The sequence below is a fragment of the Rhodoplanes sp. SY1 genome, from assembly GCF_046000175.1.
GTDB lineage: Bacteria > Pseudomonadota > Alphaproteobacteria > Rhizobiales > Xanthobacteraceae > Rhodoplanes.
On sequence record NZ_JBEOMB010000064.1, the window covers coordinates 40,109 to 56,440 of the forward strand.

At 70.4% G+C, this 16,332-nt stretch carries 11 protein-coding genes and 2 pseudogenes; 2 read left to right on the forward strand and 11 right to left on the reverse strand.

All coding sequences use genetic code 11. From position 1 onward, the window contains the following. Positions 1–21: 21 nt before the first annotated feature. From ABTU92_RS17635 to ABTU92_RS17685, 11 genes and pseudogenes are all read right to left on the reverse strand, one after another. Positions 22–999, reverse strand: a complete 978-nt coding sequence (locus ABTU92_RS17635) for a Bug family tripartite tricarboxylate transporter substrate binding protein (protein ID WP_408092904.1) — start codon at positions 997–999, stop codon at positions 22–24. 193 nt (positions 1,000–1,192) lie between these two features. Next, positions 1,193–2,932, reverse strand: coding sequence for a CocE/NonD family hydrolase (locus ABTU92_RS17640; RefSeq protein ID WP_408092906.1), 1,740 nt, complete (start codon positions 2,930–2,932; stop codon positions 1,193–1,195). After that, positions 2,929–3,918 (reverse strand): ornithine cyclodeaminase family protein, encoded by a 990-nt coding sequence (locus tag ABTU92_RS17645; protein WP_408092908.1) that lies wholly within the window; start codon positions 3,916–3,918, stop codon positions 2,929–2,931. The genes ABTU92_RS17640 and ABTU92_RS17645 overlap by 4 nt, the downstream gene beginning before the upstream one ends. Continuing rightward, entirely contained in the window at positions 3,915–5,000 is a 1,086-nt protein-coding gene (locus ABTU92_RS17650; protein ID WP_408092910.1) for an ABC transporter substrate-binding protein, read from the reverse strand. The genes ABTU92_RS17645 and ABTU92_RS17650 overlap by 4 nt, the downstream gene beginning before the upstream one ends. A gap of 65 nt (positions 5,001–5,065) precedes the next feature. Then, positions 5,066–5,932, reverse strand: coding sequence for an ABC transporter permease (locus ABTU92_RS17655; protein WP_408092912.1), 867 nt, complete (start codon positions 5,930–5,932; stop codon positions 5,066–5,068). After that, positions 5,929–6,828 carry an ABC transporter ATP-binding protein gene (locus ABTU92_RS17660; RefSeq protein ID WP_408092914.1) on the reverse strand — a complete coding sequence of 300 codons (900 nt, stop codon included), beginning with the start codon at positions 6,826–6,828 and terminating at the stop codon, positions 5,929–5,931. The genes ABTU92_RS17655 and ABTU92_RS17660 overlap by 4 nt, the downstream gene beginning before the upstream one ends. A gap of 167 nt (positions 6,829–6,995) precedes the next feature. Beyond that, on the reverse strand, positions 6,996–7,946 hold the full coding sequence (locus ABTU92_RS17665) for a LysR family transcriptional regulator (RefSeq protein WP_408092916.1): 951 nt from the start codon (positions 7,944–7,946) through the stop codon (positions 6,996–6,998). A gap of 99 nt (positions 7,947–8,045) precedes the next feature. Beyond that, positions 8,046–8,387: pseudogene (locus ABTU92_RS17670) on the reverse strand (DUF917 family protein); the annotation flags it as partial. 15 nt (positions 8,388–8,402) lie between these two features. Further along, positions 8,403–9,800 carry a UbiD family decarboxylase gene (locus tag ABTU92_RS17675; protein WP_408092918.1) on the reverse strand — a complete coding sequence of 466 codons (1,398 nt, stop codon included), beginning with the start codon at positions 9,798–9,800 and terminating at the stop codon, positions 8,403–8,405. After that, a pseudogene (locus ABTU92_RS17680) lies at positions 9,800–10,674 on the reverse strand (M20/M25/M40 family metallo-hydrolase). The gene ABTU92_RS17675 and the pseudogene ABTU92_RS17680 overlap by 1 nt, the downstream one beginning before the upstream one ends. Before the next feature lie 63 nt (positions 10,675–10,737). Further along, positions 10,738–10,938, reverse strand: coding sequence for a hypothetical protein (locus tag ABTU92_RS17685; protein ID WP_408092920.1), 201 nt, complete (start codon positions 10,936–10,938; stop codon positions 10,738–10,740). Positions 10,939–11,590: 652 nt separating this feature from the next. On the opposite strand from ABTU92_RS17685, the gene ABTU92_RS17690 reads away from it, so the two are divergent. Continuing rightward, positions 11,591–12,970, forward strand: a complete 1,380-nt coding sequence (locus ABTU92_RS17690; RefSeq protein ID WP_408092922.1) for an efflux RND transporter periplasmic adaptor subunit — start codon at positions 11,591–11,593, stop codon at positions 12,968–12,970. Beyond that, a complete protein-coding gene (locus ABTU92_RS17695) occupies positions 12,970–16,143 on the forward strand; it encodes an efflux RND transporter permease subunit (protein ID WP_408093022.1) in 3,174 nt (1,057 codons plus the stop codon). The genes ABTU92_RS17690 and ABTU92_RS17695 overlap by 1 nt, the downstream gene beginning before the upstream one ends. Positions 16,144–16,332 lie beyond the last annotated feature (189 nt).

The following is a 16,332-nucleotide window of genomic DNA, read 5'->3' on the forward strand; positions in this document are numbered from 1 at the left end:
GATCGGCTCGGGATACGGCCGTCAATTCCCTTCGGCCGTGATGCCGGCCTCGCGGATCACGCCGCGCCACTTCTCCAGCTCGGCGTGCAGGATCTTGTCGGCCGCCTCGGGCGACATCTGCTCGGGCGGATAGGCCTCGACGCCGCGCTCGCTATAGGCCTTGAGGATCGCCGGATCCTGCAGCGTCTCGCGCAGCGCGGCGTTGACCTTGTCGATCACCGGGCGCGGCGTGCCGGCCGGCGCGAAAAGCGCCTGCCAGAACTGGATGTCGAGATCGGGATGGCCCATCTGACCGAAGGTCGGGATGCCGGGCTGCTCCGGATAGCGCTTCGGCGCACCGAATCCGTAGCCGGTGACCTTGTTGGCGGCGATCAACGGAGCCGAGGTGGTCGGCGCCGCCCAGACGAGATCGGCGTGGCCGCCGATCACGTCGCTCATCGCCTGACCGCCGCCCTTGTAGGCGAGATACGTGACGTCAACGCCGATCTCGCGCGCCAGCAGGATCGCTTGCATGTGGGCGAGCGTGCCGAGGCCCGGATGGGCGAACTTCGCCGGCTTGCCGGGTCCCTTCATCCACACCACCAGCTCCTCGAAGGTCTTCGCCGGGATCTTCGGGTTGCCGACCAGGAACGAGTGGCTGACATTGACCATGCCGACTGCCGACAGCTCCTTGGCGACGTCGATCGCCTGCTTGGGATAGAGCGTCTGTGCGATCGCCAGGCCGTTCTGGTGGATCAGCAGCGTGTAGCCGTCCGGCGCGGCGCGGGCGACCCGCGCGGCTCCGATCATGCCGCCGGCGCCGCCAATGTTCTCGACGATCAGGGGCTGGCCGAGCGCCTGCCCCATGCGGTCGGCGATGGTCCGGATCGCCGTGTCGCTCGGCCCGCCGGCCGCATAGGGCGAGACCACCGTGATGGGGCGCGTCGGCCAGTCGGACGCAGCGGCAGAGCCGGCGAAAGTGCCGGCGAGCAGGGCAAGTGCCGTCAAGACGAAAGACAAGCTACGGCCCATCGTTGTTCCTCCCTGGGGTGTTTCTTGCAGGCTGAAGCGCTTTTCGGTGGCGATGATTCTTCGGCTCCGACGTGCCCTCGTCCCCGCGAAGGCGGGCCCTCGTGGGGCGACACGGCGAGCGGGCCCGTAGAGTCCTCCACGGGAGCGAGCGGAGCGCATGTCGGAGGCTGAAGGAAAGCCGTCATCCCGGGATCACCGGCAGCAGAACGTAGGGCTCGCGGTCGGGGCCGAAATGCAGCGTGTTCACGCCGCCGAACACGTCCATGGGGCGATCCTCCGGGTCGTCGTGGACGAACGGGCCGCAGCCCTTCATCGGGTTCTTCATGTTGGACAGCGTCGCGGCGGCACCGGCCCACTCGTAGTCGCAGCCCTTCACGGTAAGGCCGATGCGGAAGCCCTTCGGCACCACGATGCAGGTCGGCCAAATCTCGACGTCGAGCGCGACCGCCTCGCCCGGCGTCAGCGGCCACACCTCGTCGTGCGGATGCCACGGGCGATAGGGCAGACTCCGCGCCGGATCGAGCTTGCGGTGCGAGGCGCGCAGCCACCCCTGGCCGATCGGGGTATGCGGATCGAGGGCACCGTAGAACGTCACCTCGGCACCCTCCGGATCGAACACCCGGAGGATCAGGAACACGTCGGCGTCGCGCGTCTTCGACGACACAAACAGTTTCGCCGCCGACGGCCCGGTGATCTCCATCTCCTCCGTCAGCGGCGGGGTCGTAAAGGTGACGCCCTCTCCCATCGCCTCGTAGTCGATGGTCGTCGCAGCGGCCGGCCGGCCGGTGCCGAGGGTGCGGTTCGCCGGATCGAGATAGAACTTCGTCCACCGGGTCCGGGCGAGCGGCCATTCGCTTTCGTGCCGCACCGGGAAGCGGATCTGGCCCGGCCGCCGGATCTGGATCTGCACCTTTGGCTGCCGGTCCCAGCCGGTGTCCTCGCCTTTGAGAAAGTGGCCGAGGAAGCGCTTCTGCAGGCCGACGCCGTAGTCGGTGTAGAACTCCGCCCAGTGTGCTCCGCCGTGCACCTCGAGCCATTTCTCCGGCGAGCCGGCCTGCACGAAGCCCTCAATGTTCCCGCGCAGATGCAGGCCCTGGCCGCCCCAGTTGGCGCAGCTCAGCAGCGGCACCTCGATCTTCGTCAGGTCGCCGGTGAGGGCCCGGTAGTAGTCGCCGTCGAGATGGTTGCGCAGCAGGTCGCCCGGCATGTCGGCTCGATTCTTGGCCAGTTCCTCCTCGCTCAGCGTCTCCGGCCCGCACACCAGCTCGCCGTTGACGCGGCTCCGGGGCCCGCGCTCGCCCAGCCCGTGCTGAACGGTCTTCACCTGCATGTCCTGCCAGTTCTTGCGGAACACGCTCAGGATCCCGCCGTGATGCGTGGCATCGCGGTAATTGTCGGCATAGCCCTCCCAGACGCAGATCGCGGCGAGATGCGGCGGCCGCCTGACGGCGACGCGCCACTGGTTGGCGGCGAAGTAGGAGATGCCGTTCATGCCGACCTTGCCGGAGCACCACGGCTGCGCCGCCACCCATTCGATGCAGTCGTAGAGGTCCCGGGTCTCGCGCGGGCTGTGGACCGACAGGAAGCCCTCGGAGCGGCCGGCGCCGCGGCTGTCGATGCGCACGCAGGCATAGCCGTCCGGCACCCACTTCTCCGGGTCGGGCACCTCCCAGGACTGATACTTGTTGGTCGAGCCTTCGAGCGCGTCCGGATAGTCCCGCGCCATGATCTCCCAGGCGGTCTTGTAGCCCTCCTGGAAGGCGAGCCCCTTACCGTAGGGACCGTAGGTGAGGATGGCCGGCACCGTCGCGTCGCCCATCGGGCGGAAGATGTCGGCCCGCAGCACCACGCCATCGTCCATGGTGATCGGCACGTCCCAGTCGATCCGCATGCTGTCGCGCACTTCTGTCTTGCTGCTCATCCGGCTTCTCCCGACATCTCCGCGGCGACGCCGCGCTCCAGGCTGCGGCCGCGCCCGGCCGTGCGCGCCCGCGAAACGATCACCTCGGCGAAGGCCACGTCCTCGATGGCGACGCCGAGCGACTTGAACAGGCTGATGCCGGCGTGATTCCGGCGCGGCGGATGCCGCATCAGCTCCGACAGGCTCCTCACCTGCGACCAGTCGAGCTCGCCGCGGGCGATCAGGTCCCGGAACTCGGCCGCCTCGATGCGGGCCTGCGGCAGGTCGTCGGTGGCGAGCAGGCTGGCGCGGCGGATCAGCGCGGCGTCGACCTCGCGGCGGTCGGCCGAATTGGCGCCCGCGGCGTTGACATGGGCGCCGTCGGCGACCCAGTCGGACAGGCACACCGGCTCGCTCGCCTTGGTGATGGTGACGACGACGTCGGCGCCGCGCACGCAGGCCTCGGCGCTCTCGGCCGCCACGGTCGCGACGCCGAGGCGTTCCTCCACCTCGCGGGCGAACGCGTCGCGGCGGCCCCGGTCGCGACCGAACACGCGGATCTCCTTCAGGGAGCGCACGACGGCCACCGCGGCGGCCTGCCAGAACGCCTGCTTGCCGGTGCCGATCACGGCGAGCACGGCGGCGTCGGGCCGTGCCATCAGGCGGGTGGCGAGGCCGGAGGCTGCGCCGGTGCGCATCTGGCTCAGCAGGTCGGCCTCGATCAGCGCCACCAGCCGCGCCTCGGTCGCGGAATAGAGCAACACGTGATACGGGCCGCCGGCGGACCGACCGAGATAGGCCTTGAGGCCGAACACACCGTGCGAACGGTGCACGGCGCCCATCAGGTTGAAGGCGCCGCACGGCAGCGCGGCGCGCTGCCGCGGCAGCGTCTCGACATCGCCGTCCGGCGCACCGAAGCAGTCTTCCAGTGCCGCGATGGCATCGTCGACGCCGGCCAGCGCGGCGACGTCGGCCTCGGTGAGATACAAGGGCGGCGCCGCCGTCACGGCTTCAGCGCCTTGGCCTGCGCCGCGATCGCCGCCCTGTCGAAAGCGTTGATCTCGTCGAGCAGGTCGGTCGTGAAGGCGCCCGAGACGTCCTTGATCTGGCTTTCCAGGCCGGCGAACTCCACCTGGGCTTGCCACTGGGCGAGCGACTGGGCGCCGAAGCGCTGGTCCGGCTGGCCCGGCTTCGGCATCCACTTGTCGGCGCGCGATGCGAGAATGTATCGCGCCTCCTCCATGGACTGCGCGTCGGTGCGGCCCTTCGGCTTGGTCTCCGGATAGATGTCCCAGTGCAGCCGGATGGAGTTGTCCAGGTCCGCGTAAGCGAACACGGTGGACTTCGCCATCGCGCGGAAGAACCGCACCACGGTGTCACGATTCTTCTGGAGGCTCGACTTCTGCACGCCGTAGGCGTTGCCGAACAGTCTCTCCATGCCGGGCGTGTTCGGCAGGTGTCGCAGCTTGTAGCCGGCCAGCTCGATGCGGGCGAAGCTGCCGTCCCAGAACGCCATCGCATCGACCCGGCCACGATAGATCGCGTCGCCGGCCGGGCCGCCCTCGCCGATCGACACCCACTCGATGTCGTTGTCGGGATCGATGCTCAGCTCCTTGAACATCGCCCGGGCGCCGAAATAGCCGGTGTCGCCCTGGTTGCGGATGCCGACCTTCCTGCCCTTCAGCTCGGCGAGCGCCTTCACCGGGCTGTCCGGCTTCACGGCGACCGACCAGTGCGGCTCGCGCAGCCAGCAATAGGGGAAGATCACGTCGATGCGCGGATTCTTGGCATAGGCGCCGAGGAACGAGACCGGCGCCACCGCCGAGGTCTCGCAGTTGCCGCTCGCCAGCGCCTGCAGGGTCTGGCCGGCACCCGACATGTTGATGATCTCGAGCCGGACGCCCTCCTGCTCGTAGAACTTCACGCGCGGATGCTGACCGACCGTCATGAAGCTGAGCTGCGGATCGACGATTCCTGCGGCGTTTCCGAGGCGCACCAGTCCCTTGTCCTCGGCGAAGACGACGGTCGGCATCAGGAGGCCGGCTCCGGCGACACCGAGGCCCGTGTTGAACCCGCGACGCGTGATCATGCTTCACCCAGTGTCCGTGGTTCGTGGAGATCGACGATGCGGATGCGGACAGTCCGGCCAGCGTGTCAGGCGCCCATGCGGCGCGTGCCGCGGTCGCCGGACCAGAAGAGGAGACGCCGCTCCACCAGGCGCAGGCTCCCGTGCAGCAGGATGCCGACGAGCGACAGGATGATGAAGATCGAGAACGTCCCGGCCGTGTCCATCTGGGCGTTCATCGAAAGGATCAGCACCCCCAGCCCGCGCTGCGCCCCGACGAACTCACCCACCACCGCGCCGACCACGGCGAACACGGCGGCCATATCGAGGCCGGCGAAGATGTAGGGCAGCGCACTGGGCAGCCGCGCCTTCCAGAACGTCTGCCACGGATTGGCGCCGATCGCCCGCATCAGCTCGATGCGCTCCGGCTCGACCGCCCGGAACCCGGCCATCGCGTTGACGAGCAGCGGAAAGAAGGTGAGCAGGCAGATGATCACGACCTTCGAGGTGAGGCCGAAGCCGAACCACAGCACGATGATGGGAGCGAGTGCGATCTTGGGAAGGCTCTGGATTGCCACCAGATAGAGGCTGAAGGTCGCCTCGACGATGCGGAACTGCGACACGACGGTGCCGAGCAGCAGCCCGACCGAGCTGCCGATGACGAAGCCGAGCAGCACCTCCGAGATCGTCACGCCGGCGTGCAGCCAGTAGCCGCCGCGCGACAGAAGTCCGGCGTCGAGCCCACGCCACAGCGCCACCGCAATGTCGCTCGGCGGCGGCAAGATGTAGTTCGGCACGTCGAACCAGACGACACCGTACTCCCAGACGAGCAGCACGACGACCAGCACGGTCGGAGCGAGGACCAGCTCGGGCCGTGTCCGCAGCAGCAGGCGCAGGCCGCCGATCGGCTTGGGCGCGTCGAGGGCGATGCGGGCGGTCTCGATGTCGACGCTCATCCGAGTCCTCCGGCATACTCACGAGCCGGTGCGGCCTCTCGCGACGCCGCACCGGACGGGGCGTCCCCGAGCGTGTAGAACAGCCGGCGGATGTCACTCGACAGCCGCCCGAACACCGGATCGCCCATGGCCTCGAGAGAGCGCGGACGGGCCAGCGGCACGTCGATCGTGCAGGCGATGCGGCCGGGGCGCGGCGTCATCACCACGACGCGATCGCCGAGAAACACCGCCTCGGGAATCGAGTGGGTGATCAGCAGGACCGTCTTGCCGCTCTCGCGCCAGATGCGCTGCAGGTCGAGATTCATCTGCTCGCGCGTCATCGCGTCGAGCGCGCCGAACGGCTCGTCCATCAGCAGGATGGCGGGATCGCAGACCAGCGCCCGGCTGATCGCGGCGCGCTGCTGCATGCCGCCCGACAGCTCGGCCGGATACTTGCTCTCGAACTCGGCGAGCCCGACCATCTTCAGGAGATCGCGGGCGCGGGCGCGCGACGCGGCGGCAGGTAGACCCTGCACCTCGGCCGGCAGCAGAACGTTGTCCAGGATGGTGCGCCAGGGCAGCAGGACAGGGTTCTGGAACACCACGCCGATGTCGCGCCGCGGCTTCAGGACCGGTTCGCCGACCACCTCCAGCCGCCCGGAGGTCGGCGCGAGCAGGCCGGCGATGATCTTCAGGAGCGTGCTCTTGCCGCAGCCGCTCGGGCCGACGACGGTGACGAACGCCCGGTCGGCGACGTCGAGCGTGATGTCGGAGAGCGCCCGCACCCGCTCGTCGCGCACCGTCACGAACGTCTTGTCGAGATGCGAGATCCGGATCGCGCTGCGGCACGGCACCGCCGCGCGCGCCGGGCGCGGCGTGGCGACCGGATCCGGGAGACGCGCGGTCCCCAGGTTCATGCGTTCGCTCCCTCTGCCGCTGTTGTTCTATGTCCGGGTTTCCCGGTGCGGCGAGAGCGAGGCTAGGAGATCCGACCCGATGCCGGCCAATACTTTCGCGGCATGCACGCGATGCCGCAGCGGCATCACGGCCCCGGAGCGGCCCGCGGGCTGGGGCGGCCGGCGCCTCAGCCGCGCGAGCGCCGGCGGGTCGCCGGCTTCTCGGGTGGCGACTCGCCGAAGGCCCCGGCGGCCGCGAGCCGGGCCAGCTCGACGCGCGTCAGCTCGATCATCTTCTGCACGGCCGGCGTCAGCGGCCGGTCGGTGCGCCATGCCAGCACGCGGTCCATCAACCAGCCCTTCACCCGCGACAGCGTCAGGGTTCCGGCCTCGAAGTCGCGGTAGACGGCGCTGTGCGGCAAGATCGCGTGGCCGACGCCGGCGTCCACCAGCTCCTTCTGGATGTGCAGGCTCTCGGTCTCGACGACCACCCGCAGCCGCTCGCCGGTGCGGGCGAGCGCCGCCTCCAGCCAGCCCCGTACCGTCGACGGCGGCGCCGCGAGTATGAGCGGCCGCGCGACCACGTCCCGCCAGGTGCAGACGTGGCCGGACGGGAACTCGCCGGGACGCCCGACAAGATAGACGGGCTCTCGGATCAGCGTCTCGAGCGCCACCTGACGGCTGGCGATGCCGCGTGTGTTCGGCAAGACGGCGAGGTCTATCTCGCCGGAGAGCAGCCACGGGCGCAGTCGCCCGACGCCCTCGAAGAAGTTGAGCCGCACATCGGGATAGAGCGCCAGGTAGGATTTCGACAGCGACGAGAAGATCAGCTCGGCGACCGACGGCGGTGCCCCGAAGCTCACCGCGCCGCTCGGCATCGTGCCCCTCGCCATCACGTCGGCGACCGCTTGCTCAGTCTGGCGGCGGATGAACCGAGCCCGCTCCAGCAGCAGCGTGCCCGGCATGGTCGTGGTGATGCCGCGGGTGCCGCGGGTGAACAGGGCGACGCCGAGCTCCGCCTCCAGCTTCTTGATCTGCCGGGTCAGCGCCGGCTGCGCGATGCGCAGCGACTCCGACGCCTTGCGGAAGCTGCCCAGCTCGGCGATGCGGACGAAGTATTCGAGCTGCTTGTCGTTCATTTGCGCTCCGAAAACGTCCAGGCGTCGGATCGGCCGATCCAACCCGGAGGCGAGGCAGAACAGGAGGCCAATGGACCCGCAGGTCGGGCCCGTCATTCAGGGCAGCCAGCCGTTGAGGGTGCTGGACTTGCCGTTCTGGCCGATGATCAGGCCGGCGATCGGCGCGCCGAGATCGTCCTGGAGAAGCTGAACGGCCTTCACGTAGTCGGCGCCGAGCATCTGCCAGGCCGTGGTGCCGGCGGGGGCGCCGATCGCCGCCGCGGTCGCGATCCAGGCGTCGTCCGGCAGCTCGTCGATCGACACCAGCTCGGGCTGGCCGGCGTTGATGGCGGCGGTGCCCAGCATGCGGCCGTGATCGGCCCAGCCGCCGCCGCCGGCCGCGAACACGGCGCCGCCCTTGATCGCGGGCTCGACGTCGCGGGCGGTCAGAATCCTGCGCATGGCGTCGTCTCCTGGTCAGAGGGTGCGGGCACCGCGACGAATCGCGTCGACGATCGGCGCCACCCGGGTATAGGCGTCGGCCGGCGGCAGCGCACGGGTCCAGTCGTCGCGGTCGTCGTCGCTGCGGGTGGCGTCGAAGCCGAGCTTGGTGATGGTGCCGCCGAGCTTCATCGGCTCCGAACGGTCGGTCCGCAGGCCCGGCACCACGACGATGTCGCGCTCGGCGCGCAGCCGCGTCGTCACGGCCCACTGCACGGCGGCGTCGTCCCACGGGTCGAGGTCGTCGTCGACCACGGTGACCTGCTTGACGAGGTTCACGGCGGCGAGCGCGCCCAGGATCGTCTTGCGGGCGTCGCCGGGCCGCTTGTCGGCCGAGAGGCTCACCACGGCGGAGAGCCGTCCGCAGCCGCCCATTCCCACCGCGACTCCGGCGACCGCCGGCATGAACGCCTTCAGGTGCGACTGCAGGCCGGCCGCGATCGATACCCCGCCGAGCAGCACGTGCTCGACATGGTAGCCGGGCTCGACCACCTGGAGCATCGCGTCGGCACGGCGCGTGATCGCCTTCACCTCGACGATCCAGCCGGCGCCGTAGCGCTCGTACATGCCGTGATACTCGCTGACCGGACCTTCCTCGACGCTCTGCGCCGTGTCGATCTCGCCCTCGATGACGATCTCGGCATGGGCCGGCACGATCAGAGTGCTGGTGGTGCAGCGCGCCGCCGCGATCGGCGCGTCCTGCAGGGCGCCGGCGACCGCGAGCTCGTCCTGGCCGAGCGACAGGTAGAGAGCCGCGGCCATCAGCACGACCGGGTGGTTGCCCAGCGTCATGGCGATCGGCAGCTTCTCGCCGCGGGCCGCGGCGGCGCGCGCCATCACGGCGAGATGGTGGTTCGGCGCGATGCCGATCAGGGCGCGGTCGGGGCCGAGCGGCTTCAGCCGCGCATAGGAGAGGTTGCGGTGGCCGGTGACCCGGTCCTCCACGACGATGCAGCCGGCCGTCACGTAAGGCCCGGTCTCGTGCTCGAAGAAGCGCGGGATCGGCAACAGGCCGAGATCGGGCGGCAGCACCGTCTGCTGCACGGGCGGGGCGTCGATCACGACCGGCGCGAGCGGCGCCGCGATCGCCGCGGCGATCCGGCCCGTCAGCGCCTCGCGCGTCACGCCGAGCCCGAAGGCGATGCGGTCGAGCCCGGCCAGCACGTTGCCGACCACCGGGATGCCGGTCGCGCCGGTGCCGGTGAACAGCAGCGCGGGGCCGCCGTCCAGCGCCGACAAGCAGGCCGAAATCTCGAAACCGGCCGGGTCGAGCGCCGTCTCGATCACGGCCAGTTCGTCGCGCGCCTGCAGGGCCGCCAGAAACGTGCGAAGCGAATGGGTCTCGCCGGGGCCGGCGGGGGGAAGACCACGCATCAATGACTCTCCTCGGGGTGCGGCGGGTCGCGGTCGATCCGGCACACCGCCTCGGCCAGCACCGTGGTGCCGGCGGCGACCTCGCCGGGCTCGCTCCATTCCTCGGGGCAGTGGCTGCGGCCGTCGCGGCACGGGATGAACAGCATCGCAGCCGGCGCGATGCGCGACACGAAGGCCGCGTCGTGGCCGGCGCCCGACGCCATCACGGTGGTGCCGGCGCCGAGCGCCGCCGCGCTCTCGCATGCGCGGCCTCGCCGGCGAACACGATCTCCAGCCGGGTGATGCCGACGATCGCCGTGACGATGCCGCCGTCGAGCTTCTGGGACTCCAGCACCGTGCCCTGCTCGATGTGCAGCTCGAGATAGGCCGCGATGTCGTCGCGGACCGCCTCGCCGAGCCGCTCCGGCGCGCCGCCGACGCGGGCGATGGCGGCGCGCAGCGTCTCGCCGCCGGGTTCGGTCATCGCGAGCTCGTTCGGGCCGAGCGCCCCGGCCATGCCGCGGCTGCCGACGCAGGAGAGGCCGTACTCGCTCGGCTCCTCGGCCAGGAAGTCGATCACCTCGAAGGCATGGTCCAGCGCGATGCCGCGGTCGGCGAGCGCGCGCGCCACCTCGAGCCCGGCCAGCACGCCGGCCGGGCCGTCGAAGCGGCCGCCGCTCGGCACGCTGTCCGAGTGCGAGCCGATCGTGATCGCCTTGGCGCCGGGGACGCGGCCCTCGCGGCGGCCGATCAGGTTGCCGGCGGCGTCGATGCGCACCGCGAGGCCGGCGTCGCGGAAGCGCCGCGCCAGCCAGTCGCGGCCTTCGAGAAAACGGGGCGTGAACGAGCGGCGCGTCCACGGCTTGTCCGGGTCCGTGACGGCGGCGAGCGCCATCAAGTCGGACCACAGACGGTCTCGATTCACCGACGCGTTGGTGAGATCCACGGCGCGCCCCGCTCAGCCGGCGACCGCGGGCGGCCGCACGAAGCTGCCGGGCAGCACCAGCGCGGCGCCGAAATCGTGCCGCTCGCGCGCCGCCGGGCCGTCGCCGGCGCCGACACGCTCGACGGTGCCGTCCCGCACCGCCACGAAGCCGCAGGGGATCGTGCGGTCGGTGAGGACGACATGGCCCGTCACCACCAGATCGAAATCGCCCATCGTCGCTTCTTCTTTATTGCCGGAATCGATCACTGACGCGAGCATAGCCGAGCAACGGACCGGGCGGTTATTCCCAGAACGGCGGCACCCATAACCTGATGGACTGGTCGCCGACCGCGAGATCGCGGAGATGCGGGCCGAGACCGCGGCGCCCCTGCGGGCATTTCGGCGGCGCGTCGCCTCGATGTGTGAAAGCCGCAATCCCGAGCAGGCGTCATACGTCGGCGGTCGACAGAAGGCCCGGTTCGATCCGGAGCAGCCCCGTGTCCCGGCCATCCATCCCGCGAAGCCGTCGGGCTTGTTCTGCTTCCACAGGATCTCGCTTCCGAGGATCCAGACCTCCTCCCGGGGCAGGATGCTGGCACCGCCTTGACGGATCCCCGACCGGCGGCCGGACCCGAATACTCCCTCTGGACGGCCTTCTTCTTCGGCTTTTGGTCCATGTCGTCCTCGTGACGAAGGAGGAAAAGACCGGCCGCTCCGTCTCGCCGAGCCGGCAGCGGCGCTCCGGCGGCGTTGCTCGACATGAAGCGGTGCCGGGAGACGAGCGCCGGTGAGGGAATCGAAGTTCCTCGATCGGCCACGGCACCGTGCGGCCGGACCGGAGTTGAGGTCGGGGACGTTCGTTCCCGTCAGTCGTATGGAAGGTGCCGTGGCCCGTCGCAGTCTGGTCGTTTCGTTTGCGGGGCTCCTGGCGGTCGCCGCGGTCGCCGCCATCGTCGGCTGGGGTCTCGGCTGGCAGAAGGTCGCGACCCTGCTGCCGATCGGCCAGGGCGCATCCGGAGCGGCGACGGCGCCCGCGGGCGGTGTCGCGAGCCCGACCGGCGCATCGCCGCAGCCGCCGCCCGAGGTCGGCATCGTCACCGTGACGCCGCGCGAGATTCCGTTGCCGGTCACTTACGCGGGCCGCATCGGCGCTCCCCGCGATGTCGAGATCAGGCCGCGGGTCGGCGGCCTCCTGCTCAGCCGCGAGTTCGACGAAGGCGCCCGGGTGAAGGCCGGGCAGGTGCTGTTCCGCATCGATCCCGCGACCTTCCGGGTCGCCCTGGCGCGCGTCGCGGCACAGCTCGCCCAGGCGCAGGCAACGCTGACGCAGGCGCAGGAGAACTTCGGCCGCATCTCCGAGCTGCGCAGCCGCAACGTCGCCTCCGAGCAGCAGCTCGAGCAGGCGATCGCCGCCCGCGACCAGGCGCGCGCCGCCGTCGATCTCGCCCGGGCCGAGGTGGAGGCGGCTCGCCTCAATCTCGACTACACGACCATCGTGTCGCCCATGGACGGCGTCACGGCGCTCACCTCGCCGGCGGTGGGCAGCCTGATCCAGCCACAGCAGACCCTGCTCACCACCATCACGCCGCTCGACCCGGCCTACGTGAACTTCTCCTTCACGGACCAGGAGGCCCAGGACTTTCGCGAGCTGAACGAGCACCGGGCCAAGCCGATCCTGGAAAAGGATCTCACGGTCGAGCTGCGCTTCGGCGACCGGAGCCGTTACGACAAGCCGGGTCGCATCGACACGTCGGCGCAGCGCGTCGACCAGCAGACCGGCACCATCCAGGCGCGGGCGATCTTCCCCAACCCGGACGGCGTGCTGCTGCCGGGACAGTTCGTCCGCGTGGTGATCCGCGGCGTCACCCTGCCGGACGCCCTGGTGGTCCCGGAACGCGCCGTGTCGCAAGGCCCGCAGGGTGCCTCCATCTATGTCGTCACGGCCGCCGGAGTCGCCGAGGCGCGCCCGGTCCGGCTCGGCCAGGAGGTACGGGACGGCTTCGTCGTCCGGTCGGGGCTTCAGCCGGGCGAGCGGGTGGTCGTCGATGGCGTCATCCGGGTGAAGCCGGGCCAGCCGGTGCGCGCGGTCGCCGCCGCGCCGTCGCCGGCCGCGGATGCGGCAGCCACCACCCCGTCCGGCAACGGCGGGCGCGGTGGCGACACCGGTGCGGGCGCCGCCGCCGGCACGTCGACGACCGGGTCGGCCGGCACCGGTGCCGGCGCGTCCGGACGCAGCGACGCGGAGAAATCCGAGGCGCGGCCGTGATCTCCAAGTTCTTCATCGACCGGCCGGTGTTCGCGACAGTGCTGTCGATCGTCATCGTGCTGGCCGGCCTGGTCGCGGTCCGGGTGCTGCCGATCGAGCAGTATCCGCCGATCGTGCCGCCCGAGGTGATCGTCACGGCCACCTATCCGGGCGCCGACGCCCAGACCATCGCCGAGACCGTGGCGGCACCGCTCGAGCAGCAGATCAACGGCGTCGAGCGGATGATCTACATGCGCTCGACCGCGACCGGCACCGGCACGATGCGGATCTCCGTGTCGTTCGAGATCGGCACCGATCCGGATCAGGCGACCATCAACGTCAACAACCGGGTGCAGCGCGCCACCGTGCTGCTGCCCGAGGAGGTACGGCGCCAGGGCGTCACCGTCGCCAAGCGCTCGAGCTCGGTTCTGCAGGTCGTCTCCATGTCGTCGCCGGGGCGGCGCTACGACACGATCTTCATCTCCAACTACGCGCTCGTGAACGTCATCGACGAGCTGCGCCGCACGCCCGGCGTCGGCGACGCCTCGCTGTTCGGCGCCTCCGACTACTCGATGCGCATCTGGCTGCGGCCCGACAAGGTGGCGCAGTACAAGCTGACGCCGAGCGACGTCGCCGCCGCGATCCGCGAGCAGAACTCGCAGTTCGCCGCCGGCCGCTTCGGCGAGGAGCCGCTGCGCGGCGACCAGGCGTTCACCTATTCGGTGACGACGCAGGGCCGCTTCGCCGACCCGAAGGAGTTCGAGAACATCATCATCCGATCGGACCCGAACGGCGCGGCGCTGCGCATCAAGGACATCGCCCGGGTCGAGCTCGGATCGCAGAACTACTCGACCGTCGCGACCCTCAACGGGGCGCCGGCCGTGCCGATCGGGGTCTATCTGCAGCCCGGCGCCAATGCGCTGCAGGTCGCCAACGCCGTGAACGCCACCATGGACCGGCTGGCCCAGCGATTCCCCGAGGGGCTGCGCTACGACGTGCCGTTCAACACCACCCGTTTCATCCAGGCCTCCGTCGAGGAGGTGGCCAAGACCTTCGCCGAGGCGATCGCGCTGGTGATCGCGGTGGTGTTCCTGTTCCTGCAGAACTGGCGCGCCACCCTGATCCCGGTGCTGGCCGTGCCGGTGTCGATCATCGGCACCTTCGCCGGCATGTACGTGCTCGGCTTCTCGATCAACCTGTTCACGCTGTTCGGCCTGATCCTCGCGATCGGCATCGTGGTCGACGACGCCATCGTGGTGCTGGAGAATGTCGAGCGCATCATGACGAGCGAGGGCAAGAGCCCCTACGACGCCGCCGTGCAGGCCATGCAGGAGGTGTCCGGCCCGGTGGTCGCCATCGTGCTCGTGCTGGTCGCCGTGTTCGTGCCGGTGTCGTTCCTGGGCGGGCTCGCCGGCGAGCTCTACCGCCAGTTCGCCGTCACCATCGCGGTGTCGGTCGTCATCTCCGGCATCGTCGCGCTGACCCTGACGCCGGCGCTCTGCGCCCTCCTGCTGAAGCCCGGCCGTCGCGAGCCGTGGCTGCCGTTCCGCTGGTTCAATCGCGCCTTCGGCGCCCTCACGGCGCGCTATTCGGATGGCGTGAGCTTCTTTCTGCGTCACGCTGCGCTCGGCCTCGCGCTCGTCGCCGTGATGCTCGGCGCCACCTGGCTGCTGTTCCAGCGCGTCCCCGGCGCGCTGGTGCCGGCCGAGGACCAGGGCTACGTCTTCCTCGTCACCCAGCTCCCGCCCGCCGCGGCGCTCGACCGCACCTTGGCCGTGACCGAGAAGGTCACGGCGGGAGCGCGCGAGAACCCGGCCGTGGCCGACATCATCACCCTCGCCGGCTTCGATTTCCTCGCCGGCGCACAGAAGACCAACGCGGGCGTCTCCTTTGTCTCGCTCAAGGACTGGGCCGAGCGCACCGACCCGGCCCTCGACGCCCGCGCCCTGCCGGCCGCGTTCGCGGCGCTGAACGCCCGCTTCCGGGATGGCGTCGTCGTCAGCTTCAACCCGCCGCCCATCCAGGGCATCTCGACCACGGGCGGCCTCGAGCTCTATCTGCAGGACCGCTCCGGCGGCAGCCTGGAGAGCCTGAGCCAGGCCGTGCAGCGCGTGATCGCGGCAGCGGGCCGGCGGCCGGAGCTCACCGGCGTGTCGACCACCTTCTCGACCGGCACGCCGCAATACCGGGCGACCGTCGATCGCGAGAAGGCGAAGGCGCTCGGCGTGCCGATCGCCGCGCTGTTCGATACCATGCAGAGCTCGTTCGGCAGCCTCTACGTCAACGACTTCACGCTGTTCGGCCGCACCTTCCGGGTGACGCTGTCGTCCGAGGGCGCGTTCCGCGAGGCGCCGGACGACCTTCGGCACGTCTTCGTTCGTTCGGAGGGCGGCGCCATGGTGCCGCTCACGGCGCTGGTCACGGTCGCGCGCACCACCGGCCCCGACGTGGTGGAGCGCTTCAACGTCTTCCCGGCCGCCCGCGTGCAGGCGAGCCCCGCACCGGGCTACTCGTCGGGCCAGGCGATCGCCGCCATCCAGCAGGTCGTCGCCGAGACGCTGTCGAGCGGCTACACGATCGGCTGGACCGGAGCGTCCTATCAGGAGATTCAGACCGCTGGCACCGGCCGGCTGGGCTTCCTGTTCGGCATTCTGATGGTGTTCCTGATCCTGGCGGCTCAGTACGAGCGTTGGAGCCTGCCGCTCGCCGTGGTCACGGCCGTGCCGTTCGCGGTGTTCGGGGCGATCCTGGCGATCTGGCTGCGCGGCATCGAGAACGACGTCTATTTCCAGGTCGGCCTCATCACTCTGATCGGGCTCGCGGCCAAGAACGCCATCCTGATCGTCGAGTTCGCCTCGGAGCGCCACCGCGCCGGCCTGCCCGTCGTGGAGGCGGCGCTCGAGGCGGCACGGCTGCGCTTCCGGCCGATCGTGATGACGTCGCTCGCCTTCGTGCTCGGCGTCGTGCCGCTAGCGATCGCCGCCGGGGCCGGCTCGGCGAGCCGGCACTCGGTCGGCACCGGGGTGATCGGCGGCATGCTGGCCGCGACCTTCCTGGCGATCCTGTTCGTGCCGCTATTCTTCCGGCTGGTGCTGCGGGCACCGGCCCGCACCGAGCCGGCCGGGCGACGGACCTCCGGTCCCGAGGTCGCCGCCGGCGGCGGCGAGTTCATCGGTCCGCCGACGCGGCCGTGAACGGTGCTCTCCCCAAGTGGCCCCGTCCCGCACCGACCAGCTTCCTCTCGCCGTGGCGGAAGAGTCTGAAGGCATCCTGGCGATGGCGGCGGAGCTGCAGCTTCAATCCTGGCAAGACCGCCCTCGAGGAGCAACTGAGCCGGCCGGAATGCCCGGTCGTGGTGATGGGCGGCGAGGGCGACACAGTGG

Coding starts and splice junctions, on each gene's coding strand:
- ABTU92_RS17685 (WP_408092920.1), bottom strand. CDS start 10,938: ATGGGCGATTTCGATCTGGTGGTGACGGGCCATGTCGTCCTCACCGAC.
- ABTU92_RS17665 (WP_408092916.1), bottom strand. CDS start 7,946: ATGAACGACAAGCAGCTCGAATACTTCGTCCGCATCGCCGAGCTGGGC.
- ABTU92_RS17660 (WP_408092914.1), bottom strand. CDS start 6,828: ATGAACCTGGGGACCGCGCGTCTCCCGGATCCGGTCGCCACGCCGCGC.
- ABTU92_RS17675 (WP_408092918.1), bottom strand. CDS start 9,800: ATGCGTGGTCTTCCCCCCGCCGGCCCCGGCGAGACCCATTCGCTTCGC.
- ABTU92_RS17655 (WP_408092912.1), bottom strand. CDS start 5,932: ATGAGCGTCGACATCGAGACCGCCCGCATCGCCCTCGACGCGCCCAAG.
- ABTU92_RS17640 (WP_408092906.1), bottom strand. CDS start 2,932: ATGAGCAGCAAGACAGAAGTGCGCGACAGCATGCGGATCGACTGGGAC.
- ABTU92_RS17650 (WP_408092910.1), bottom strand. CDS start 5,000: ATGATCACGCGTCGCGGGTTCAACACGGGCCTCGGTGTCGCCGGAGCC.